At 58.8% G+C, this 17,103-nt stretch carries 19 protein-coding genes and 1 pseudogene; 10 read left to right on the top strand and 10 right to left on the bottom strand.

Features of this window, described 5'->3' with window-relative positions; genetic code table 11:
• Positions 1 to 16 precede the first annotated feature (16 nt).
• Positions 17 to 517, top strand: a complete 501-nt coding sequence (gene ssb / locus BLU11_RS18470; RefSeq protein ID WP_090275886.1) for a single-stranded DNA-binding protein — start codon at positions 17 to 19, stop codon at positions 515 to 517.
• A gap of 465 nt (positions 518 to 982) precedes the next feature.
• Here the strand turns inward: ssb and BLU11_RS19740 are convergent, their stop codons facing one another.
• Positions 983 to 1,417 carry a pilin gene (locus tag BLU11_RS19740; protein WP_407920260.1) on the bottom strand — a complete coding sequence of 145 codons (435 nt, stop codon included), beginning with the start codon at positions 1,415 to 1,417 and terminating at the stop codon, positions 983 to 985.
• A 504-nt stretch (positions 1,418 to 1,921) separates the two neighbouring features.
• On the bottom strand, positions 1,922 to 2,890 hold the full coding sequence (locus tag BLU11_RS18480) for an IS5 family transposase (RefSeq protein ID WP_090276215.1): 969 nt from the start codon (positions 2,888 to 2,890) through the stop codon (positions 1,922 to 1,924).
• 281 nt (positions 2,891 to 3,171) lie between these two features.
• On the opposite strand from BLU11_RS18480, the gene BLU11_RS18485 reads away from it, so the two are divergent.
• The 3 genes from BLU11_RS18485 (at position 3,172) to BLU11_RS18495 (ending at position 5,298) form a co-directional block, all read left to right on the top strand.
• The gene (locus BLU11_RS18485; protein WP_090275890.1) at positions 3,172 to 3,450 is read left to right on the top strand and encodes an SEL1-like repeat protein; all 279 of its coding nucleotides are present in this window, start codon (positions 3,172 to 3,174) and stop codon (positions 3,448 to 3,450) included.
• A gap of 203 nt (positions 3,451 to 3,653) precedes the next feature.
• Positions 3,654 to 4,331, top strand: a complete 678-nt coding sequence (locus BLU11_RS18490) for a histidine phosphatase family protein (protein WP_090275892.1) — start codon at positions 3,654 to 3,656, stop codon at positions 4,329 to 4,331.
• 73 nt (positions 4,332 to 4,404) lie between these two features.
• Positions 4,405 to 5,298: a sugar nucleotide-binding protein gene (locus BLU11_RS18495; RefSeq protein ID WP_090275894.1), complete on the top strand. Its 894-nt coding sequence runs from the start codon at positions 4,405 to 4,407 to the stop codon at positions 5,296 to 5,298.
• A 39-nt stretch (positions 5,299 to 5,337) separates the two neighbouring features.
• Here the strand turns inward: BLU11_RS18495 and BLU11_RS18500 are convergent, their stop codons facing one another.
• Entirely contained in the window at positions 5,338 to 6,021 is a 684-nt protein-coding gene (locus tag BLU11_RS18500; RefSeq protein WP_090275896.1) for an OmpW family outer membrane protein, read from the bottom strand.
• A 218-nt stretch (positions 6,022 to 6,239) separates the two neighbouring features.
• Here BLU11_RS18500 and BLU11_RS18505 point away from each other — a divergent pair, with 218 nt between their 5' ends.
• From BLU11_RS18505 to BLU11_RS18530, 6 genes are read left to right on the top strand one after another with little or no spacing between them, the layout of a single operon-like run.
• Positions 6,240 to 6,983, top strand: coding sequence for a DUF3450 domain-containing protein (locus tag BLU11_RS18505; protein WP_231702234.1), 744 nt, complete (start codon positions 6,240 to 6,242; stop codon positions 6,981 to 6,983).
• Positions 6,980 to 8,326, top strand: coding sequence for a MotA/TolQ/ExbB proton channel family protein (locus BLU11_RS18510; RefSeq protein WP_090275900.1), 1,347 nt, complete (start codon positions 6,980 to 6,982; stop codon positions 8,324 to 8,326). Before BLU11_RS18505 ends, BLU11_RS18510 begins: the two co-directional genes overlap by 4 nt.
• On the top strand, positions 8,319 to 8,834 hold the full coding sequence (locus BLU11_RS18515) for a MotA/TolQ/ExbB proton channel family protein (RefSeq protein ID WP_231702235.1): 516 nt from the start codon (positions 8,319 to 8,321) through the stop codon (positions 8,832 to 8,834). The genes BLU11_RS18510 and BLU11_RS18515 overlap by 8 nt, the downstream gene beginning before the upstream one ends.
• 14 nt (positions 8,835 to 8,848) lie before the next feature.
• The gene (locus tag BLU11_RS18520; protein WP_090275902.1) at positions 8,849 to 9,262 is read left to right on the top strand and encodes an ExbD/TolR family protein; all 414 of its coding nucleotides are present in this window, start codon (positions 8,849 to 8,851) and stop codon (positions 9,260 to 9,262) included.
• The gene (locus BLU11_RS18525) at positions 9,262 to 9,957 is read left to right on the top strand and encodes an energy transducer TonB (RefSeq protein ID WP_090275904.1); all 696 of its coding nucleotides are present in this window, start codon (positions 9,262 to 9,264) and stop codon (positions 9,955 to 9,957) included. The genes BLU11_RS18520 and BLU11_RS18525 overlap by 1 nt, the downstream gene beginning before the upstream one ends.
• Entirely contained in the window at positions 9,954 to 11,069 is a 1,116-nt protein-coding gene (locus BLU11_RS18530) for a tetratricopeptide repeat protein (protein ID WP_090275906.1), read from the top strand. Before BLU11_RS18525 ends, BLU11_RS18530 begins: the two co-directional genes overlap by 4 nt.
• On the opposite strand, the gene BLU11_RS18535 is transcribed toward BLU11_RS18530, so the two are convergent.
• The 7 genes and pseudogenes from BLU11_RS18535 to hydA all read right to left on the bottom strand — a co-directional run bounded on the left by BLU11_RS18535 (position 11,070) and on the right by hydA (position 17,048).
• Entirely contained in the window at positions 11,070 to 11,579 is a 510-nt protein-coding gene (locus BLU11_RS18535; protein ID WP_090275908.1) for a DUF3299 domain-containing protein, read from the bottom strand.
• 12 nt (positions 11,580 to 11,591) lie between these two features.
• Entirely contained in the window at positions 11,592 to 12,881 is a 1,290-nt protein-coding gene (locus BLU11_RS18540) for an ABC transporter permease (protein ID WP_090275910.1), read from the bottom strand.
• Positions 12,881 to 13,591 carry an ABC transporter ATP-binding protein gene (locus BLU11_RS18545; RefSeq protein WP_090275912.1) on the bottom strand — a complete coding sequence of 237 codons (711 nt, stop codon included), beginning with the start codon at positions 13,589 to 13,591 and terminating at the stop codon, positions 12,881 to 12,883. Before BLU11_RS18545 ends, BLU11_RS18540 begins: the two co-directional genes overlap by 1 nt.
• Before the next feature lie 139 nt (positions 13,592 to 13,730).
• Positions 13,731 to 14,060: pseudogene (locus BLU11_RS18550) on the bottom strand (thioredoxin family protein); the annotation flags it as partial.
• 135 nt (positions 14,061 to 14,195) lie between these two features.
• Complete coding sequence (locus tag BLU11_RS18555) at positions 14,196 to 15,002, bottom strand: outer membrane protein OmpK (protein WP_090275915.1); 807 nt, start codon at positions 15,000 to 15,002, stop codon at positions 14,196 to 14,198.
• Between the two features lie 120 nt (positions 15,003 to 15,122).
• Positions 15,123 to 15,563, bottom strand: coding sequence for a DMT family transporter (locus BLU11_RS18560; RefSeq protein ID WP_090275917.1), 441 nt, complete (start codon positions 15,561 to 15,563; stop codon positions 15,123 to 15,125).
• A gap of 39 nt (positions 15,564 to 15,602) precedes the next feature.
• A complete protein-coding gene (hydA, locus tag BLU11_RS18565) occupies positions 15,603 to 17,048 on the bottom strand; it encodes a dihydropyrimidinase (protein ID WP_090275919.1) in 1,446 nt (481 codons plus the stop codon).
• Between the last annotated feature and the right edge of the window lie 55 nt (positions 17,049 to 17,103).

Consider the following 17,103-nt stretch of genomic DNA (forward strand, 5'->3'; position numbering starts at 1 on the left):
CCCGAGGAGAGTGAGCATGGCCAGAGGCATCAACAAAGTAATCCTGATCGGTAACGTGGGTGGGGACCCGGAAGTACGCTACATGCCTAACGGCAATGCGGTGTCCAACGTCACCCTGGCGACGACCGACAGCTGGAAGGATAAGCAGTCCGGTCAGCAGCAAGAGCGTACCGAGTGGCACCGGGTGGTGTTCTTCGGCCGCCTGGCGGAAATCGTCGGCGAATACGTGCGCAAGGGCTCCAAGCTGTACATCGAAGGTCGCTTGCAGACCCGCGAATGGGAAAAGGACGGCGTGAAGCGCTACACCACCGAGATCGTGGTTGATATCGGCGGTCAGATGCAGCTGCTTGACGGCCGCCCCCAGGGCGGCGAAGGCATGGCTCCGCGCCCGCAGCAGTCGCGCCCGGCACCTCAGCGTCAGGCAGCGCCGCAACAGCAGGCTCAGCAGCCAGCGCAGCAACCTCAGGCGCAGCAGATGCCTGATTACGACAGCTTTGATGATGATATTCCGTTCTGATTCGGAAGCTGATCTGAATGCTGTGCCCCAAAAGCCCCGGATTTTCCGGGGCTTTTGCTTTATTCGCCAGCGCTTGCGCCTCTGGAGTACGACGAGGTCTGGGTTGCCGGGGGTCTGCTCGACGACAGCGTTCAGCAAATACCGCAGTATCAGGCAAGCCACTGACGTAGCGCAGGCGCGCTACACCACCTCGGGGAAAAACCACAGTAAATCATGCATATCAGCATCGGAGCGGTTTTCCCTCTTTCCCCTCGCGGAACAAGCGAAGCGGAGAACAATCGTAGGCTGGCCCGAAGGGCGAGCCCTGCCGGCCAGCCTCTCTAAGATGATGTATCGCTGATGCTTTAAGTCCCAGAAACAACAATCCCCGGCGAGCCGGGGATTGTTGTTTTAGTTTGGAGTAATTAGGTCAGAAAATTCTTGTAAAGTGTATGTGCTTGGACCCTTATTGCTCCGAAGTTGATATTATGGTGCGTTACGGCATGCGTTAGGCACATATTTATAGTCATCGGCTACGCTCATGCCGCACTCCCAAGCCACGCCACCTGCGGAGTAGGTGGGAGTATAAACCAGGTCGCCGGTACCGCTTCCACCCAACTCGGACCAGTCCAGCTCTAAAGTGATTATACCCGCTGCAATTGCAACGCTGGTCAGATAATCACTTGCTGCTGCCATTTCAGTAACATCAACGCCGGAAGCCCCATCGCCACAGTTGGCTAATCCACCTTCTGCAACCGCACATTCGCTTACCGCGGTACGTGCGGAAGATGCGAATCCAATTACTTCAGACATTTTGGCGCGAACCGTATAGTCCTGATAAGCCGGCAGCGCAATCGCGGCCAAAATACCAATAATCGCCACAACGATCATCAGTTCAATAAGAGTAAAACCCTTCTGCATGGTTTTCATGCCATTCTCCTTGAATATAAGTCAGGTCCGGTTCGGGACAATCCCTGTACCGTTAAACCTGTCAGAGAAATAGCAAGGGTTGTGCCAGCCCTCATTTAATACGAGTAAGGGGTGCTGAGTATCTTGTTGGATGCGTGCCCTGGCCCTTATAGAGTCGGGGTTATAGTCATGTCAGGTGTTTTTCGTTACATTCCTTACCAGTTGCATTGGGTGTCTGCAAAGTTACGGGTTGGCAGGGTGTCATGGTCGCTGGGTATGACATTGATATATATGTCACAGTAAATAGGTGTGACACAGTTGAGTGTCACACTCTTGGTTATCCGTTTATAAATAGTTAAGGAAGGTCTGAAATACCGGCCATATGGGCGGCGATTATGACCTCGGCTCACAAAAAAAACATTTCAGGAACGATTTCATCGCCCTCAGTCGCGTTTTCAGCGCGTTGCAGCCCCTTTTCGGCCATCCAGGCCGCTGTACCCAGTACTCCGGGCGGATTTATCCTGCACTTAACAGCTGTTTTCGGGCCATCCATAGGTTGGCCAGGGCGAACAAGGTATGCAACTGGGCCGTGTTCTTCGCCAGGCCCTTGTAGCGCACCTTGGTGAATCCGAACTGGCATTTGATCACTCGAAACGGATGCTCGACCTTGGCTCGTGTACTGGCTTTGGCCCGCTCGATTCGGCGCAAGCCTTTCTCGATCAGCTTGGTTTTGCTCAATGTCTTGAGCTTGCCTGGGCGCATCGCAATCGACCAGACCACCTCCTTGCGCCCTTTGTGTTCATCCCGTTTCTGAACGCCGGTATAGCCGGCGTCACCGCATACATGGGTTTCTTCGCCATGCAGAAGCTTGTCTACCTGAGTAACATCGCCCGCATTGGCCGCCGTCCCCACGAGACTGTGAACCAGCCCTGACTCAGCATCAACGCCAATGTGGGCCTTCATGCCAAAATAATACTGGTTACCCTTCTTGGTCTGATGCATCTCAGGATCGCGCTTACCTTCTTTGTTCTTGGTCGAACTGGGTGCATGAATGATGGTTGCATCGACCACGGTGCCGTGGCGCAGCATTAGCCCGTGCTCACCCAGGTAACGATTGACCACTTCGAACAACGCCGTGGACAGGCCGTAGCGTTCCAGCAGCCGACGGAAGTTGAGAATAGTGGTTTCATCCGGAATGCGATCAAGTTGAAGGCCCGCGAAGAGTCGCAAGATGGTGGTTTCATACAGCGCTTCTTCCATCGCTGGATCGCTGTACCCAAACCAGTTCTGCATCAGATGAACTCGCAGCATCGCGTCGAGCGGGTAAGCAGGTCGACCACCTTCGCCCTTGGGATAGTGCGGCTCGATCAGCGCCAGCAATGGCTTCCAGGGAACCACTTGATCCATTTCCAGCAGAAAGCGCTCACGGCGGGTCTGCTTACGTTTACCAGCGTATTCGGCGTCTGCAAAGCTCATCTGTTTCATGCGGTGGTCTCGAAAATGGCGCTGACGCATTTTACCTTTTCAGGAAGTCTTTTTCAGACCTTCCTTAATGGAGAAACGATAGTGAATGAACTGGTCAGCGTGGACACTGCCGCTGCTGTGACGGGTGTCAGTAAACGTACCTTGTGGCGCTGGCTGGGTAGTGGCAGTGTGCAGCGTCAGGGTATGGATGAGCGGGGAAGGGTGATGGTGGCCTTTGCAGATATTGCCCCGCGGCTCTGTGTGACGCTTTCTTCGTTTTCTGGGGGGGGGCTGCGGATGGGTTGGCGCTGCTCCTGGCGGCGGACAGCGGCGATAGCGAGGCGCAATGTGATCTGGCATTGGTGTTTCTTGAGCAGGATCGTGCTGATCTGGCCGCGTACTGGTTCAATCTGGCTGCGCAGCAGGAGCACGCCGATGCCATGCATTATCTGAGTGGGCTGTACCAGCAGGGTAATGGGGTTGAACGGTGTGAAAGCACTGCGATGCTGTGGCGCGTAAAGGCTGCCGGTGCTGGGCATGCGATTGCGCAGGCGCAGATGGCGGCGATTACCAATAGTTGAGCAGTTGGAGTGAAGGGCTTGAGTCACTTGCCGTGAGAAACCATAGAGGTACATTCTTGGCGCGTGTGCCACCAGCAATGCTCGCCCATCAGCCACGCTGATGCGACCGGCACCCGGTTGCCCGGGATGACGCATTGCCGCTAGCATCAGGGTTTATCGGGCCGTGATTGCCTGACTACCCGGAACAACAAGTGGAACCCTGCATGTCTGAGATCTATTTTGTACGCCACGGCCAGGCTTCATTCGGCTCCAGCAACTATGATCAGCTGTCGGAGCTGGGGCATGAACAGGCTCGTCTGCTGGGCGAATATTTTCGCGAACGGGACATGCTGTTCGATCACATCATCACCGGTGACATGGTTCGCCATCGCGAAACCGCCGAAGGCATCTGCGCCGGAATGGGGTTGAATGAGCAGGGTTTCGAGGTCTATCCGGAGCTGAATGAGTTCGACTTCCACTCGGTGCTGCGTGCCTATATCACCCAGTTCCCCGAACATGCACTGCCGGAAAAACCGGTGCCGCTGGATTTCTTTCGGCGCTTGAAGCAGGGCATTCTGCTGTGGTCGGCGGGCGAGCTGGAAGGGGAGCTGCCGGAAACCTGGGCCAGCTTCGAGCAGCGTCTGGCGGCCTTTCGTGAAGGCGTGCAGCAGCGCCATGCCGGCCAGCGGCTGCTGGTGGTCAGCTCCGGCGGAGCCATTGCCATGCTGGTGCGCCAATTGTTGCAAGCGCCCGAGTCGACCATGGTCGATCTCAATCTGCAGACCCGCAACACCGCGGTGACTCACTGCCGGTTCAACAATCACAGTATGCGTTTGAGCAGTTTCAACAATATCTCGCATCTGGATCGACCCGGCCGCGAGTCGATGATCACCTATACCTGACATACGCACTGATGACGTGAACCGCCGAACGTTGCACAATGCAACACATCAACAGTTTTGACGGGTTATGTGAATGCGAATGCGGGTATTGCTGCTCGGAGGGGAAAACAGGCTGGGGCAGGCGTTGCTGGCGCAGGCCGCGGCGGAGTTCATTCAGCTGGAAGCGGTTGAGCGCCCCGAGCAGGGCTGGCAACCGGAGATGGCGGATGACCTGCTGGCCGGTGCCAAGCCGGATCTGGTGCTGAATCTGGCGTTCTACCGCGAGCAGTTTCAATTGGGCCTGGAAGATACCGCCGCATTGCAGGCTCAGCAGCAGTTTGACGAGCGACTGATTCAAGGGTGTGCGAGCAAAAGCGTGACGCTGATGATGCTCTCCAGTGCCCGCGTGTTCGATGGCAGCAAGACGTCCTCGCATACCGAGAAGGATGCGCCGCAGCCCATCGGTGCGCTGGGCCGGTTGCAGGCGCAGCTGGAAGACAGTCTGCGTACGCAGTGTCCGAAACATATCATTCTGCGTTTCAGTTGGTTGCTGGATACCGCGCCGGAAGGGCCGTTCGGGCAACTGATAGCCGGGTTGAAAGGGCCATCTCCGCTGATGTTGCCTGAGGAATGGCGGGGCAATCCGACCCCGGTCACCGATGCGGCGCGGATAATACTGTCAGTGCTCAAGCAGCTGGATTGTGCTGCCTCGGTATATGGTACCTATCATTACGGCAGCAGCGAGGTGACTACCTGGATCGGCTTTGCCCAGTATGTGATGCAGGAGCTGATCGGACGCGGCCTGCTGACGGGTGATATCGCCATCCAGCCGGTCCCTTTCAACAGTCGACCCGAGTTACGCGGCAGACCGCAGAATGCAGCTGTACTGGGGCGTAAGCTGATGCTGGTATTTGGTATCAAGCCGCGGACCTGGCGTAGCCAGTTGCCGGCTTTGTTGGATGAGCTGGAAGCTGAGTTATATAAATGAAAAACGGCCGCATCGGCCGTTTTTCATTGCGGGCGGGCTTTAGAATTTATAGCCCAGACCGACCATGTAGACGAAGGGGTCGACGTCAACATCTACCTTGACTCGGTCGCCATTCAAGCTGGTCTTGCCGGTGGTGTCGATATCGATGTAACGCACCTGGGCGTTGACCATCCATCTTTCGTCGAGCATGTAGTCAGCACCGACCTGCAGTGCCAGGCCCCAGGAGTCGTCCAGATCCAGGCCGCTGAAACCATTTTCTTTTCGCTTACTGCTCAGGCCTTCATCAAAGAAAGTGGTGTAGTTGATACCTGCACCCACGTAAGGCTGGAAGGCGGACTGGTTGTTCAGTGGATAGTAAACCACGCTCAGGGTAGGCGGCAGATGCTTGATGTCGCCCAGCTTTCCATCCAGACCGCCGCCTAAGCCTTTCAGGTCCACGTCATGGCTGAATGGGGTGGCTGCGAGCAATTCGATACCGACTTTCTCAGTCAGCATATAAGCGAAGTTCAGACCGAGCTGGGTATCGCTGTCCAAGGTGGCCTTACCGCCAAGATTACCTAAGGTGTTGTGCTTTACACCCGAGCTATCCTCACGCGGATCAACAGTAATCGCACCTGCGCGCACGATGATGTCGCCAGCCTGATGTGCTTGAGCGATGGAAGCAGCCAGCAGGGCAGGGGCGAGCAGCAGGCCGAGAGCAAACTTTGATGCAGTGCGCGACATTGAGATGTCTCCTTGGGTGTCTGGTATGGGTCTACTCTAGGCATCCCGAACGCATCGTTTATTGATCTGGAGCAATTGTTTGCCTTGTGTGCTTGCGACAGGATGACGCGGTTGAATTCTGTGAGCGGGAAGATGATAATGCTTCTCTTTTGTGGCGAGGCTATCGAGTCTCATCATGACCCTGGAGGAACTGGATGAGAGCGGTTTGGATATTCTTGATGGCCGGGTTGCTGCCGACCATGGTGCTGGCGCAGGGCGCAGGAGAGCGCGCATTGGCCGAAGGCGAGGCCATGATGACCGACGCCCAACGCTCACAGCAGCGTATCGATCAACTGGACGACGCTACGCGCGACGCCCTGAGCCGCTACCGCCAGGCGATCCAGCAGAAGGATCAACTTGCCGAATACAACCAGCAGTTGAGCAAGATGGTCGATTCCCAGCGCAGCGAGCTGGAAGACCTGCAGGCGCAGCTGGCAACCATCGAGGAAACCCAGGCCGAAGTAGTGCCCATGCTGCAGCGCATGGTCAGGTCGCTGGAGCAGTTCATCGAGCTGGATCTGCCGTTTCTGGAGGATGAGCGAGCCGATCGGCTGGCGCAGCTCCAGGCGTTGATGATCCGTCCGGAAGTGACCGTTGCAGAAAAGTATCGCCGGGTGCTCGAGGCCTATCAGATCGAAAGCGATTATGGCCGCACCCTGGAAGCCTGGCGCGGCGCCCTGGACATTGATGGCAACCAGCGAGTGGTGGAGTTTCTGCGGTTGGGTCGGCTGGTGCTGTTCTACCAGAGCCTGGACGGTCACATGCAGGGTTACTGGAATGCCGAAGCGCGGGAATGGCAGACATTGCCAGCCGGTTATCACCGCACGCTGGCGCAGGGGCTGAAAATCGCCCGCCAACAGCAGACCCCAGTGATGCTACGTCTGCCTTTGCCGCCGGTCAGTGAACAGGGAGCTGCACAATGAAACGTCTGTTGATTGCTTTTGCCGTGGCATTGATCAGCCCGCTGACCTTCGCCCAGCCCACCTCTCTGGACCAGTTGCTGCAGGATATCCGTGAGATTCGCAGCAGCGAGCAGGCCACCATGCGCGAACGCGAAGCGCAGTTTCTGCGCGAGCGGGATAACCAGCAGGCACTGCTGACACAGGCCGAGCGCGAACTGGCGCCGATCAAGGCTGAAGCGGACCAGCTCAAGGATGAATTTGAACAACTGGAGCAGGCCTTGGCCGACACCGAGGCGCAGATGCGTGAGCGCAGCGGCAATCTCGGCGAGCTGTTCGGTGTGGTGCGTCACATGGCGAGCGACACCCGCAGCCAATGGCAGGACTCGCTGCTGAATATGCAATTCCCCGAGCGTCTCGGCCAACTCGACCGACTGGCTGCCACGGCGCAGATCCCGACGGTAGAGACTCTGGAGCAATTCTGGTTCATGTTGCAGGAAGACATGACCGCCAGCGGCAAGATCAGCCAGATCAACGCGCCGGTCATCGGGCGTGACGGTCAGCAGCAGGGTCAGCCGGTAGTACTGGTCGGCCCCTTCGTGGCGCTGGCTGAAGACGAATATCTCACCTACCAGGCCGATGCCGGTACCCTGCAGATAGCTGACAAGCAGCCTGACGGCCGTGGCCTGGTCAGCGATTTTGTGGCGCCGCGCAGCGCGCTCGCCGACCTGATGGTCGATCCTACCCGTGGCACCGTCATCAGTCAGATGCAGCTCAGCCCATCCTTCATGGACCGGGTGCGTCAGGGTGGTCTGGTGGGTTATGTGATCATTGCTCTGGGTGTGCTCGGCATACTGCTGGCGCTGGCCAAACTGGTTTGGCTGCTGGGTGTATCCAACAAGGTCGAGCGGCAGGCCAACAATTTGGATCAGCTGCGCGATGACAACCCCCTGGGGCGCATTCTCGGTGTGATCGGCAGCAAGCCGCGGCTCGAGGAGCTGGACACGCTGGAGCTGAAGCTGGACGAGGCGATTCTGCGGGAAACGCCGGCGCTGGATCGCGGCAACGGCTTGATCAAGCTGCTCGCCGCGGTGGCGCCGCTGTTGGGTCTGCTGGGTACGGTAACCGGCATGATCGCGACGTTCCAGGCCATCACCCTGTTTGGTACCGGTGATCCGAAGCTGATGGCCGGTGGTATTTCCCAGGCCCTGGTGACCACGGTGCAGGGGCTGGTGGCAGCCATTCCGCTGCTGTTCCTGCACGGCATGCTGGCCTCGCGCAGCAAGGCGCTGATCCAAGTACTCGAACAGCAGAGTGCGGGCCTGATTGCTCTGCACCTGGATCCGGGAGACAGGCGTGGTGAGTGAAGCCCTGTGGATGCTCAGGGACTTTCTCGACAGCGGCGGCTGGGTGCTGTGGACCATCCTGTTCTTCACCATTGTGTTGTGGACATTGATGGTCGAGCGGCTGTGGTATCTATGGCGCATCTTCCCCAAGCGTTCAGCCAGCCTGCAGAACCGCTGGCTGCGCCGCGCTGATCACAGCAGTGCTGCGGCCCGGCATATTCGCGAAGCCTGGCTGTCCGTAGCACGGCAGCGACTGAACCGATTCATGCCGATGATTCGGGTCATGATCGCCATGTGTCCGCTGCTGGGCCTGCTGGGTACGGTAAGCGGCATGATTCAGGTGTTTGACGTGCTGTCGATCAGCGGTACCGGCAATCCCCGGGCGATGGCGGCGGGTGTGTCCCGTGCCACGGTGCCGACCATGGCCGGCATGATGATTGCCATCAGCGGATTATTTTGCCTGGCGCGACTCGATGCAGCGTCGCGGCTGGCCATGCAGCGGCTCACCGACCGTCTGCGTCACGAATAGGAATACTTGACCATATGCGCATGCGCCGACATTCAGCAGGCAGCGACGACGAAGCAGGCATCGACCTGACCCCCATGCTCGACGTGGTGTTCATCATGCTGATCTTCTTCATCGTCACCAGCACCTTTATCAAGACCACCGGTATCGAGGTCAACACCCCGACCGCGGACAGCTCCGAAGAGCAGCCCAAGGGCAATATCCTGATCGCCGTGGACCCTAATGGCGAGATCTGGATTGATCGCCAGCAGGTGGATATCCGCGCAGTGCGCGCTGCGGTGGAACGCATGCGCGTCGATCAGCCTGACAGCACTGTGGTGGTGCAGGCTGATGAGGATGCACGCAGCGGCCTGGTCATCCAGGTAATGGATCAGGTGCGTATGGCGGGTGTGCAGGACGTGGCGCTGGCTGCCACGGCGGGAGCCAACTGATGCGGCTGCTGGTCAGCTTTGCCGGTGCCTTGCTGGTAACGCTGGCATTGTTCGCCCTGATGATGGTGCTGATCATGCCGCCACGGGATAATCGTGAGCAGGGTGATGAGTTGGCGCGGGTCAGTTTCGTCCGCAGCGTCGCCGATACGCCGAGTGACAGCCGTCAGCGTCAGCAACGTCAGCCGCCGGAACAGCCGCAGCCGCCGGATGTGCCGCCACCCCAGCCAGCACCGCCGCAGCCGCAGGTCGAAACCAGCGTGCAGCTGAATATTTCCGTACCGAATCTGCCGACGCCGGGCATCAATGTGGCGGTCACCCCTACCTTGGCCGGCATCACCGCGGCGGAGGCGCCAGCGCCTGCTCCGACCCCTGCGCCTGCAGCTCCTGCGGCGCCGGCTGCCTCAAGCAGCCCGTCGACTGCCGAGGAGGTTGCGCCGCTGGTGGATATACCGCCTAACTACCCGCATCGCGCGTTGGCGGCGGGCATCGAAGGCGAAGTAACACTGGCATTCACCATTTCTCCCGAAGGGCGAGTGGAGAATCTGCGGGTGACCTCTGCCAAACCCAAAGGGGTGTTCGAGCGCGAAGCGCGCCGAGCCGCCAACCGCTGGCGTTTTGCACCGCGCCGGGAGAATGGCCAGGCGGTCGCGCGTGAAGCCACCAAAACCTTGTATTTCCGTCTGGAGGACAGATGACCATGGGTGTCGCCAACCTCTATCGTAGTACTGCATTGGGTCTGATGTTGTTACTGCTGCCGGGCCTGGTTAACGCCCAGCAGGCGATCAAGCCAGCAGTCTTCATGGCCTTGTCTTCGGCGCAGAAAGAGCAGCAGAGCGGTAAGCTGGACAAGGCGCGGGCTACTCTGAACAAGGCGATCAACGATGCCGAAGCGGGAAGTCTCGAACTGGCGCTGATCCAGCAACGGCTGGGTTATGTGGCGATTGCGGCCCAGCAGAATCGTCAGGCTATCGACTGGCTGCGCAAGGCGCTGGCGCACAGCAAGCTGGATGCGACGGCAACACGTCAGGACCAATTGAATCTGGCGCAACTGCTTGCCGTGGAAGGTCAATATCGCGATGCTGCCCGACTGCTGGAATCTGTGCAGGCTGGCGGTGCATTGACGCTGGAGCAGAAGCAACTGCTCGTGCAGTGCTACAGCCAGGCGCGGGAATATACCAAGGCGATCCCCCTGGCCGAGCAGGTGGTGCGTGCCGATCCGTCAGCGGCGGATGTCTGGTATCAGCTGTTGGTCGGCATGAACTACCAACAGCAGCGCTATGACAGCGCCGCTCAATGGCAGAAGGTATTACTCAAACGGGCGCCGCAGAGCCGCGAACATTGGCGGCAATTGGCTGGCTTGCAGAGTCAGGCCGGCAATCAGTCGGCAGCGGCTGGAACGCTGCGGTTGGCCCATGAGGCCGGGGTGGGGCTGACGCAGACCGATCTGGACAATCTGATCGCAATGCAGGTCAACGCCGGCGCGCCCTGGCAGGCAGCACGTCTGCTGGAAGAACTCATGGCGCAGAAGCTGTTGCCGGTAGACGCAGCGCGTCAGGAGCGGCTGGCACAATTATGGACGCTGGCGCGGGACCGCACGCGGGCGCGCGAAGCCTGGGCAGCCGTGGCCAGCGGTAGCGGTCGTGCCGATCATTGGCTGCGGTTGGCGGGTCTGCAGTTGGAAGATGGCAGTTGGACAGATCTGCTGACGACACTCAAGCGTGCGCAAAGCGGAGCCAGTAGCCAGCAACGGCAGCTCATCCGACAGTGGGAAGGTTATGCCCGCTCGGCTATTGAGAACAACAGCTGATCACAGCCCATAGGGCTCGATGCTGGCATCGCTGATGCGATAGCCGGCCTCTGCCAGCTCGCTCTCCACATGCTCGACGCGGATCACCCCGCTGATCCAGAATGGCTGATATAACTGCTGCAGGGCAATTCCGGTTGCGCTGAGCACATGCACGATCTGATTTGACGGTGGCGGCGGCACATGAATGCAGGCGCCGAAGTAGGGCACCAGCAGGAACTCCTCCACCTGGCCGGCGTCGGTCAGCCCCAGCGGTACTATATAGCCGGGTAGTCTGATGTGCCTTCCATCCATGGCCGGCACAACCGGTGCGTGCGGCTCCATCTGTACGGCCGGATCGCCCAGCGCCTCCTCCAGAGTGCCGAGCTGGGACAGATCATGAACCGGCAGTGGCGCCGGCATCTGGAAATCCGCCGGCAACAGCGCTGCCCAGGAAATTTCCTCGGCAGCGCTGGCGCTCCATGCCGCCAGCATCAGCAGGCAGCTGCCCAGGAATTTTCCCGCGATGTTCATATCCCTTTCCTTTCAAGTGCGAATCGATAGCCCATCGACCAGCGATTGGCGGTAAGCGCGCCAGGCCGGCACGCATCCGATGACTATTCCCGCCGCCAGAATGAGCCCCAGCAGGCTCCAGTCCCGAGGGCCTGGCGCTGTCAGCGGGATGAACAGGCCATACTGCGACAGAACCAGCGGCTGCACCAGCCACAGCGCCAGATACATCAAGCCCAGCCCCAGCACTATACCCAGCGCTGACAGGCTGGCGGCCTCCAGCAACAGCAGGCTGAATACATGTCGCGGCCGGGCGCCGACTGAGCGCAGGATGGCCATTTCCCGGCGCCGTTCATTGAGGCTGGCGAGAATGGCGGTGAGCATACCGACCAGCCCGGTGAGCACGACGAACACCGAGACGATGAACAGGGCTTTTTCCGCTACGCCGAGTAGGCGCCAGAGTTCCTGCAGAGCGACACCGGGCATGATGGCCATCAGCGGCTCGTCGGGGAAGCGGTTGATATCCCGCTGCACCGCGAAGGCGGCGACGCGGCTGTTCAACCCGAGCAGCGCGGCATTGATGGTGGTCGGTGTGAGATCGTGGTTGTCGGCATGCTCATGCTCATGCGCCTGTCCTTCATGCTGAGCATGGTCATGATGGAGGACGGCTGCGGGCCGTCCATGATGCCAGTCCGCATGCACCGCCTCCTGGCCCGCCAGGCTGATATGCAGGGTACGATCCACCGGTGTACCGGTTCGGGCAAGTATGCCGCTGACGCGAAACGGGTGGTCATCGTGCTCGATAAAGCTCACCGATCCGGTGCCATGTCCGAGTACCAGCTCGTCGCCCAGGGCATAGCCCTGCTCACGGGCGACATCCGCACCGATGACCGCGTCGTACAGATCCTCGAACGGCTGTCCATCGGTGAAGCCGAGTTGACGATCGCGGCCATGGCGAAAATGGGTGAAATAATCCGCGGTGGTGCCCAGCACCGCATAACCGCGGTGCGAATCGCCCAGGGAAATCGGGATCGCCCAGTCCACCCGCGGGTGCGCGGCGATTTTCTGGAAACTCTCCCAGGCCATGGTGCTGGTCGGATTGCCGATGCGAAATACCGAATACAACAGCAGTTGTACCGAACCGGTACGCGGGCCCACGATCAGATCGGTGCCGGAGATGGTGCCGGCAAAGCTGGCGCGGGCCTCGGTACGCACCTTCTCCACCCCCAGCAGCAGTGTGACGCTCAAGACGATGGTCACAATGGTCAGCAGCGCGGAAAAACGCCGATTGGCCAGACTGCGGAAAGCCATGCGTAACAGATACATCAACTGGCCTCCCTGATGGCGGCGCGATTGAGTTCAGCCAGCGCCAGGCTACGATCGAACAGGGGCTCCAGCGCCGCATCATGGCTGACAAACAGCAAACTGCTGCCCGCCGCCTTGCATTCGGCGAACAGCAATTGGAGAAAGGCTTCGCGGGTATCGGCATCCAGTGCCGATGTCGGCTCGTCGGCAATGATCAATTCCGGGCTACCAATCAATGCCCGGGCGGCGGCGACGCGTTGTTGTTGGCCGATGGACAGTTCGGCCACCGGTTTATCGCGCAGCGCGGACTGATTCATACCCAACTGTTGCAGCAGATCGGTTGCCGCCGCGGTCACCGAGCCATGGCGCTCTGCTGCGCGCTGCCGGCGCAGTCGTGAGAAGTGGCAGGGCAGGGCGATGTTCTCGGTGATCGACAGGTAGGGCAGCAGGTTGAACATCTGGAATATATAACCGCTGTGGTCGGCACGAAATCGATCACGGGCCGAGCTGGACAGACGGGCCAGATCCTGGCCAAGCAGGCGGATATGTCCGCGCGCCGGCAGCTGCACACCGCCGAGCAGGCTCAGCAAGGTGGTCTTGCCGCTGCCGGAGGGGCCCTTGAGGAACACCCGTTCGCCGGGCTGCAAAATGAAGGTGTCGATATCCAACAGCGTTGGTTGGCCGGGCCAGGCGAAGGTGGCCTGTTCAAGCTGTATCACGGGTGGGGACATGGAGCGGGCGATCCTGCAGAATATTTAAACGTTATCTTATAACGCTATTTCTCAGGGTCAAGCTGTAACTGTCATTCTGAACACGTCTCCGGGAATATCAGCGTGCCTGGCACAGCCCTTTACCAGCGGTTGCTCAAAAATGCGGTTCGAGCGTCGCGCGAATATCACTTTCAGGCTGGATACCGGCAAAGCCATCCACCGGCTGACCGTTTCTGAACAGCACCACCGTCGGCAGGCTGCGAATGCCGAAGCGCTCGGTCAATGCGGCTTGCTCGTCGCAGTTGACCTTCGCCAGCAACAGCTTGCCGGCATGACTGGCGGTGATATTCAGCAGGGCCGGCAGCAACGCCTTGCAGGGCACGCACCAGGGCGCCCAGAAATCTACCAGCACAGGTTTGTCGAAGGAGGGTTCGAGCACGAGACGATCGAAGGTGTCGGCGGTAACGTCGAAGATGCTGGCTTGGCTCATGAGGTCTCGGATCAGCGATGGCAATGGATCTATATGGTGCCGGCTGGCCGATTATCAAGTTTCGCGGAAATTACGGCCCAGTTCGCTATTACTGTGCGCTGGGCCGGCTGGCGGAAGAAGTTGCAAACATCCCGCTTAAAAGTGTGCCTTCAATAGCAGGCTCGCGGTGTTTTGATTGGTTTCGCCGACAAACTGCTCGCTGACATAGCCGCCATCTTTAATACCGAATTTGTTCTTCCAGTAGTCATATTCGATGCCCACATAGACCTTTTCTCTCCAGCCCAGGGCCTTGCCCAGGTCGTATTTGATCTGGGGGTTGATATGGACGTTGGCGTGATAGTCGCCGCGACTGTTTTCGTCATTGTCCACAACCCAGTCGATGAAGCCATCAATCACCAGGTCGGACCGGCCCATCGGGATGGTATAACTCCAGACAGGGGTGATCTGCCAGACATTATCACCAGGGCGGCCGCCATCGGTTTTACGAAGATAGGTATTGAGCTGGAAGAAGTCGAACCCCGGTATCGCCAGGTCAAAGGCGGGCCCGATCAGATAGGCTTCCGTGTCGCCTTTGCCGAATTCGTAGGTCATCGAGACCAATATATCAGTGACAGGGCCGGCGGCCATGTTGATACCACTGATTTTTCCTAACGACAGGCGCGGCGAGAATTCACCGTAATGTGTTCGTTCATCATCCCCATCATTGGCACCCTTGCCGTTGAAGTTGATCTGATCAACGAACAGAAACAGATCACCTACGCTCCAGCCGCTGGCGTGTTCAAATGTGAGCGTCTGCTGAATAGGCGGGTCTACCTTGAAGTTCTTGCCGTAAAGGTAGGTCAGGCTATTGGTATGCCATTGGACAAGTTCATCAGCGCAGGCAGGAAAGGCACTTAGCCCACCAGCGATAAGCACAAGTGCGGCGGTGGTTGCTTTTTTCATGTTGTACTCCAGGTTATTGTTTTTATTTTACTCGGCGCCACTTCAAGTAGATGGGCGCACTTATCCTGCCCCGGTGGGGCATATAACATTACGACAGTGATTTAATAAGGCAGGCCCGATTCAATACAGGCGCACGATAATGCCTCCGGCAATCAACAATGCAATACCCACGGCGCGTCCGATGCTGAGTGCATGTGGGGTAAATCCCGCCAAGCCAAAATGGTCAATCAAGGCGGCAGCCGTCATTTGCCCGACCAGCACCATGCCCAGCATGGTGGCCGCGCCCAGCCGGGGGCTGAGCATGACCATGGCCGTAACAAAAAAGGCACCCATGAGCCCTCCGCTCCACTGCCAGAAGGGCATCGCGGCGAGATCTCCCCATACCGGACGGGGTAAGCGAACGGTCAGACACACGGCTAGCAGCAACAACAGTCCAATGGCGAAGGAGGCACAGGCTGCCCACAAGGCATGCCCTGCGCTCAGTGCCAGTTGAGCGTTCAAGCCAGCTTGCAACGGTAAGACAGCCCCTGCGGCCAACGCCATGAACAGGTAGATCCACATTTTCCTTCCCTCTCCTCGCAGGGGTTGTCTTGGCCATCGCTAGCCTTGGCGTACCACAGGTTGCGGCGTATTCAGCTCGTTTTCACGGGCAATGGCATCAAACACCGGGCCGAAGGCTGGCCGCGGAATGTATTGGCCGGCGCCTTCTACGGCCAGCAGCTCACCCTCACGCCAGACGATCTTGCCGCGGCTCAATGTATGGCTGGGTATGCCGGTGACCGTGCGGCCTTCGAAAATATTGAAGTCGATATTCTGATGGTGGGTCTTGGCTGAGATAGTGCGCGTGCCGGTCGGGTCCCAGACCACCAGGTCTGCATCGGCGCCCACAGAGACAGAACCTTTGCGCGGATACATATTGAACAGCTTGGCGGTGTTGGTGGAGGTCACCGCAACGAACTCGTTCATGGTCAGGCGACCCTGATTAACGCCTTCGTCCCACAGGATTGCCAGGCGATCTTCGATCCCGGCGGTGCCGTTGGGAATACGGGTAAAATCATCTTTGCCTGCGGCTTTCTGGTCCGCGCAGAAACAGCAGTGGTCAGTTGCCGTGGTTTGCAGATTGCCCCCGCGCAAGCCCTGCCAGAGCGCTTCCTGATGCTCTTTGGCGCGAAAGGGTGGGCTCATGACATGGGCTGCGGCAAACTCGAAGTCGGCATGCCGATACACGCTTTCGTCAATGACCAGATGGCCGGCCAGTACCTCGCCATAGACGCGGTTACCATTATTGCGTGCGCGGGTAATGGCTTCCAGTGACTCCTTGCAGGACACATGCACGATATAGATAGGCACGTTCATGGCCTGGGCAATATGGATCGCTCGGCTGGCTGCCTCGGCTTCAACGACGGGCGGACGGGACAGCGGATGCGCTTCGGGGCCGGTCATGCCTTTGGCGAGCAGTTCCTGTTGCAACTGGAACACCAGTTCGCCATTTTCGGCATGCACAGTGGGCATTGCCCCCAGCTCGACAGAGCGACGGAAGCTTTTCACCAGGGTTTCATCATCTGCCATGATAGCGTTCTTGTACGCCATGAAGTGCTTGAAGCTGTTGACCCCGTGCTCTCGCACCAGGGTGCCCATTTCCTCATGTACCGAGTCGTCCCACCAGGTAATGGCAACGTGGAAGGTATAGTCCGCTGCCGCTTTGGCGGCCCAGTCACGCCATTGGTGATAAGCCTCGAGCAAGGATTGCTGGGGCGAGGGAATGACGAAGTCGATGATACTGGTGGTGCCGCCAGCCAACCCGGCAGCAGTGCCGGTATAGAAATCGTCACTCGCTACGGTACCCATGAAGGGCAGTTGCATATGGGTATGGGGGTCGATGCCACCGGGCATCACATACTGGCCGCCCGCATCGATTACTTGCGCGGTAGAAGGCACATCCAGATTCTCTCCGATAGCAACAATTTTCCCATCGTCGCAATATATGTCGGCTCGATAGATCTTGTCGGCGGTGACCACGGTGCCGTTTTTGATGAGTACGGACATTTCTTATTCTCCTTACAGGTCTTGGCGAGCCGGCTGTTGCAAGTGCCTGCCGGCC

This window comes from Halopseudomonas litoralis (genome assembly GCF_900105005.1).
Lineage (GTDB): Bacteria > Pseudomonadota > Gammaproteobacteria > Pseudomonadales > Pseudomonadaceae > Halopseudomonas > Halopseudomonas litoralis.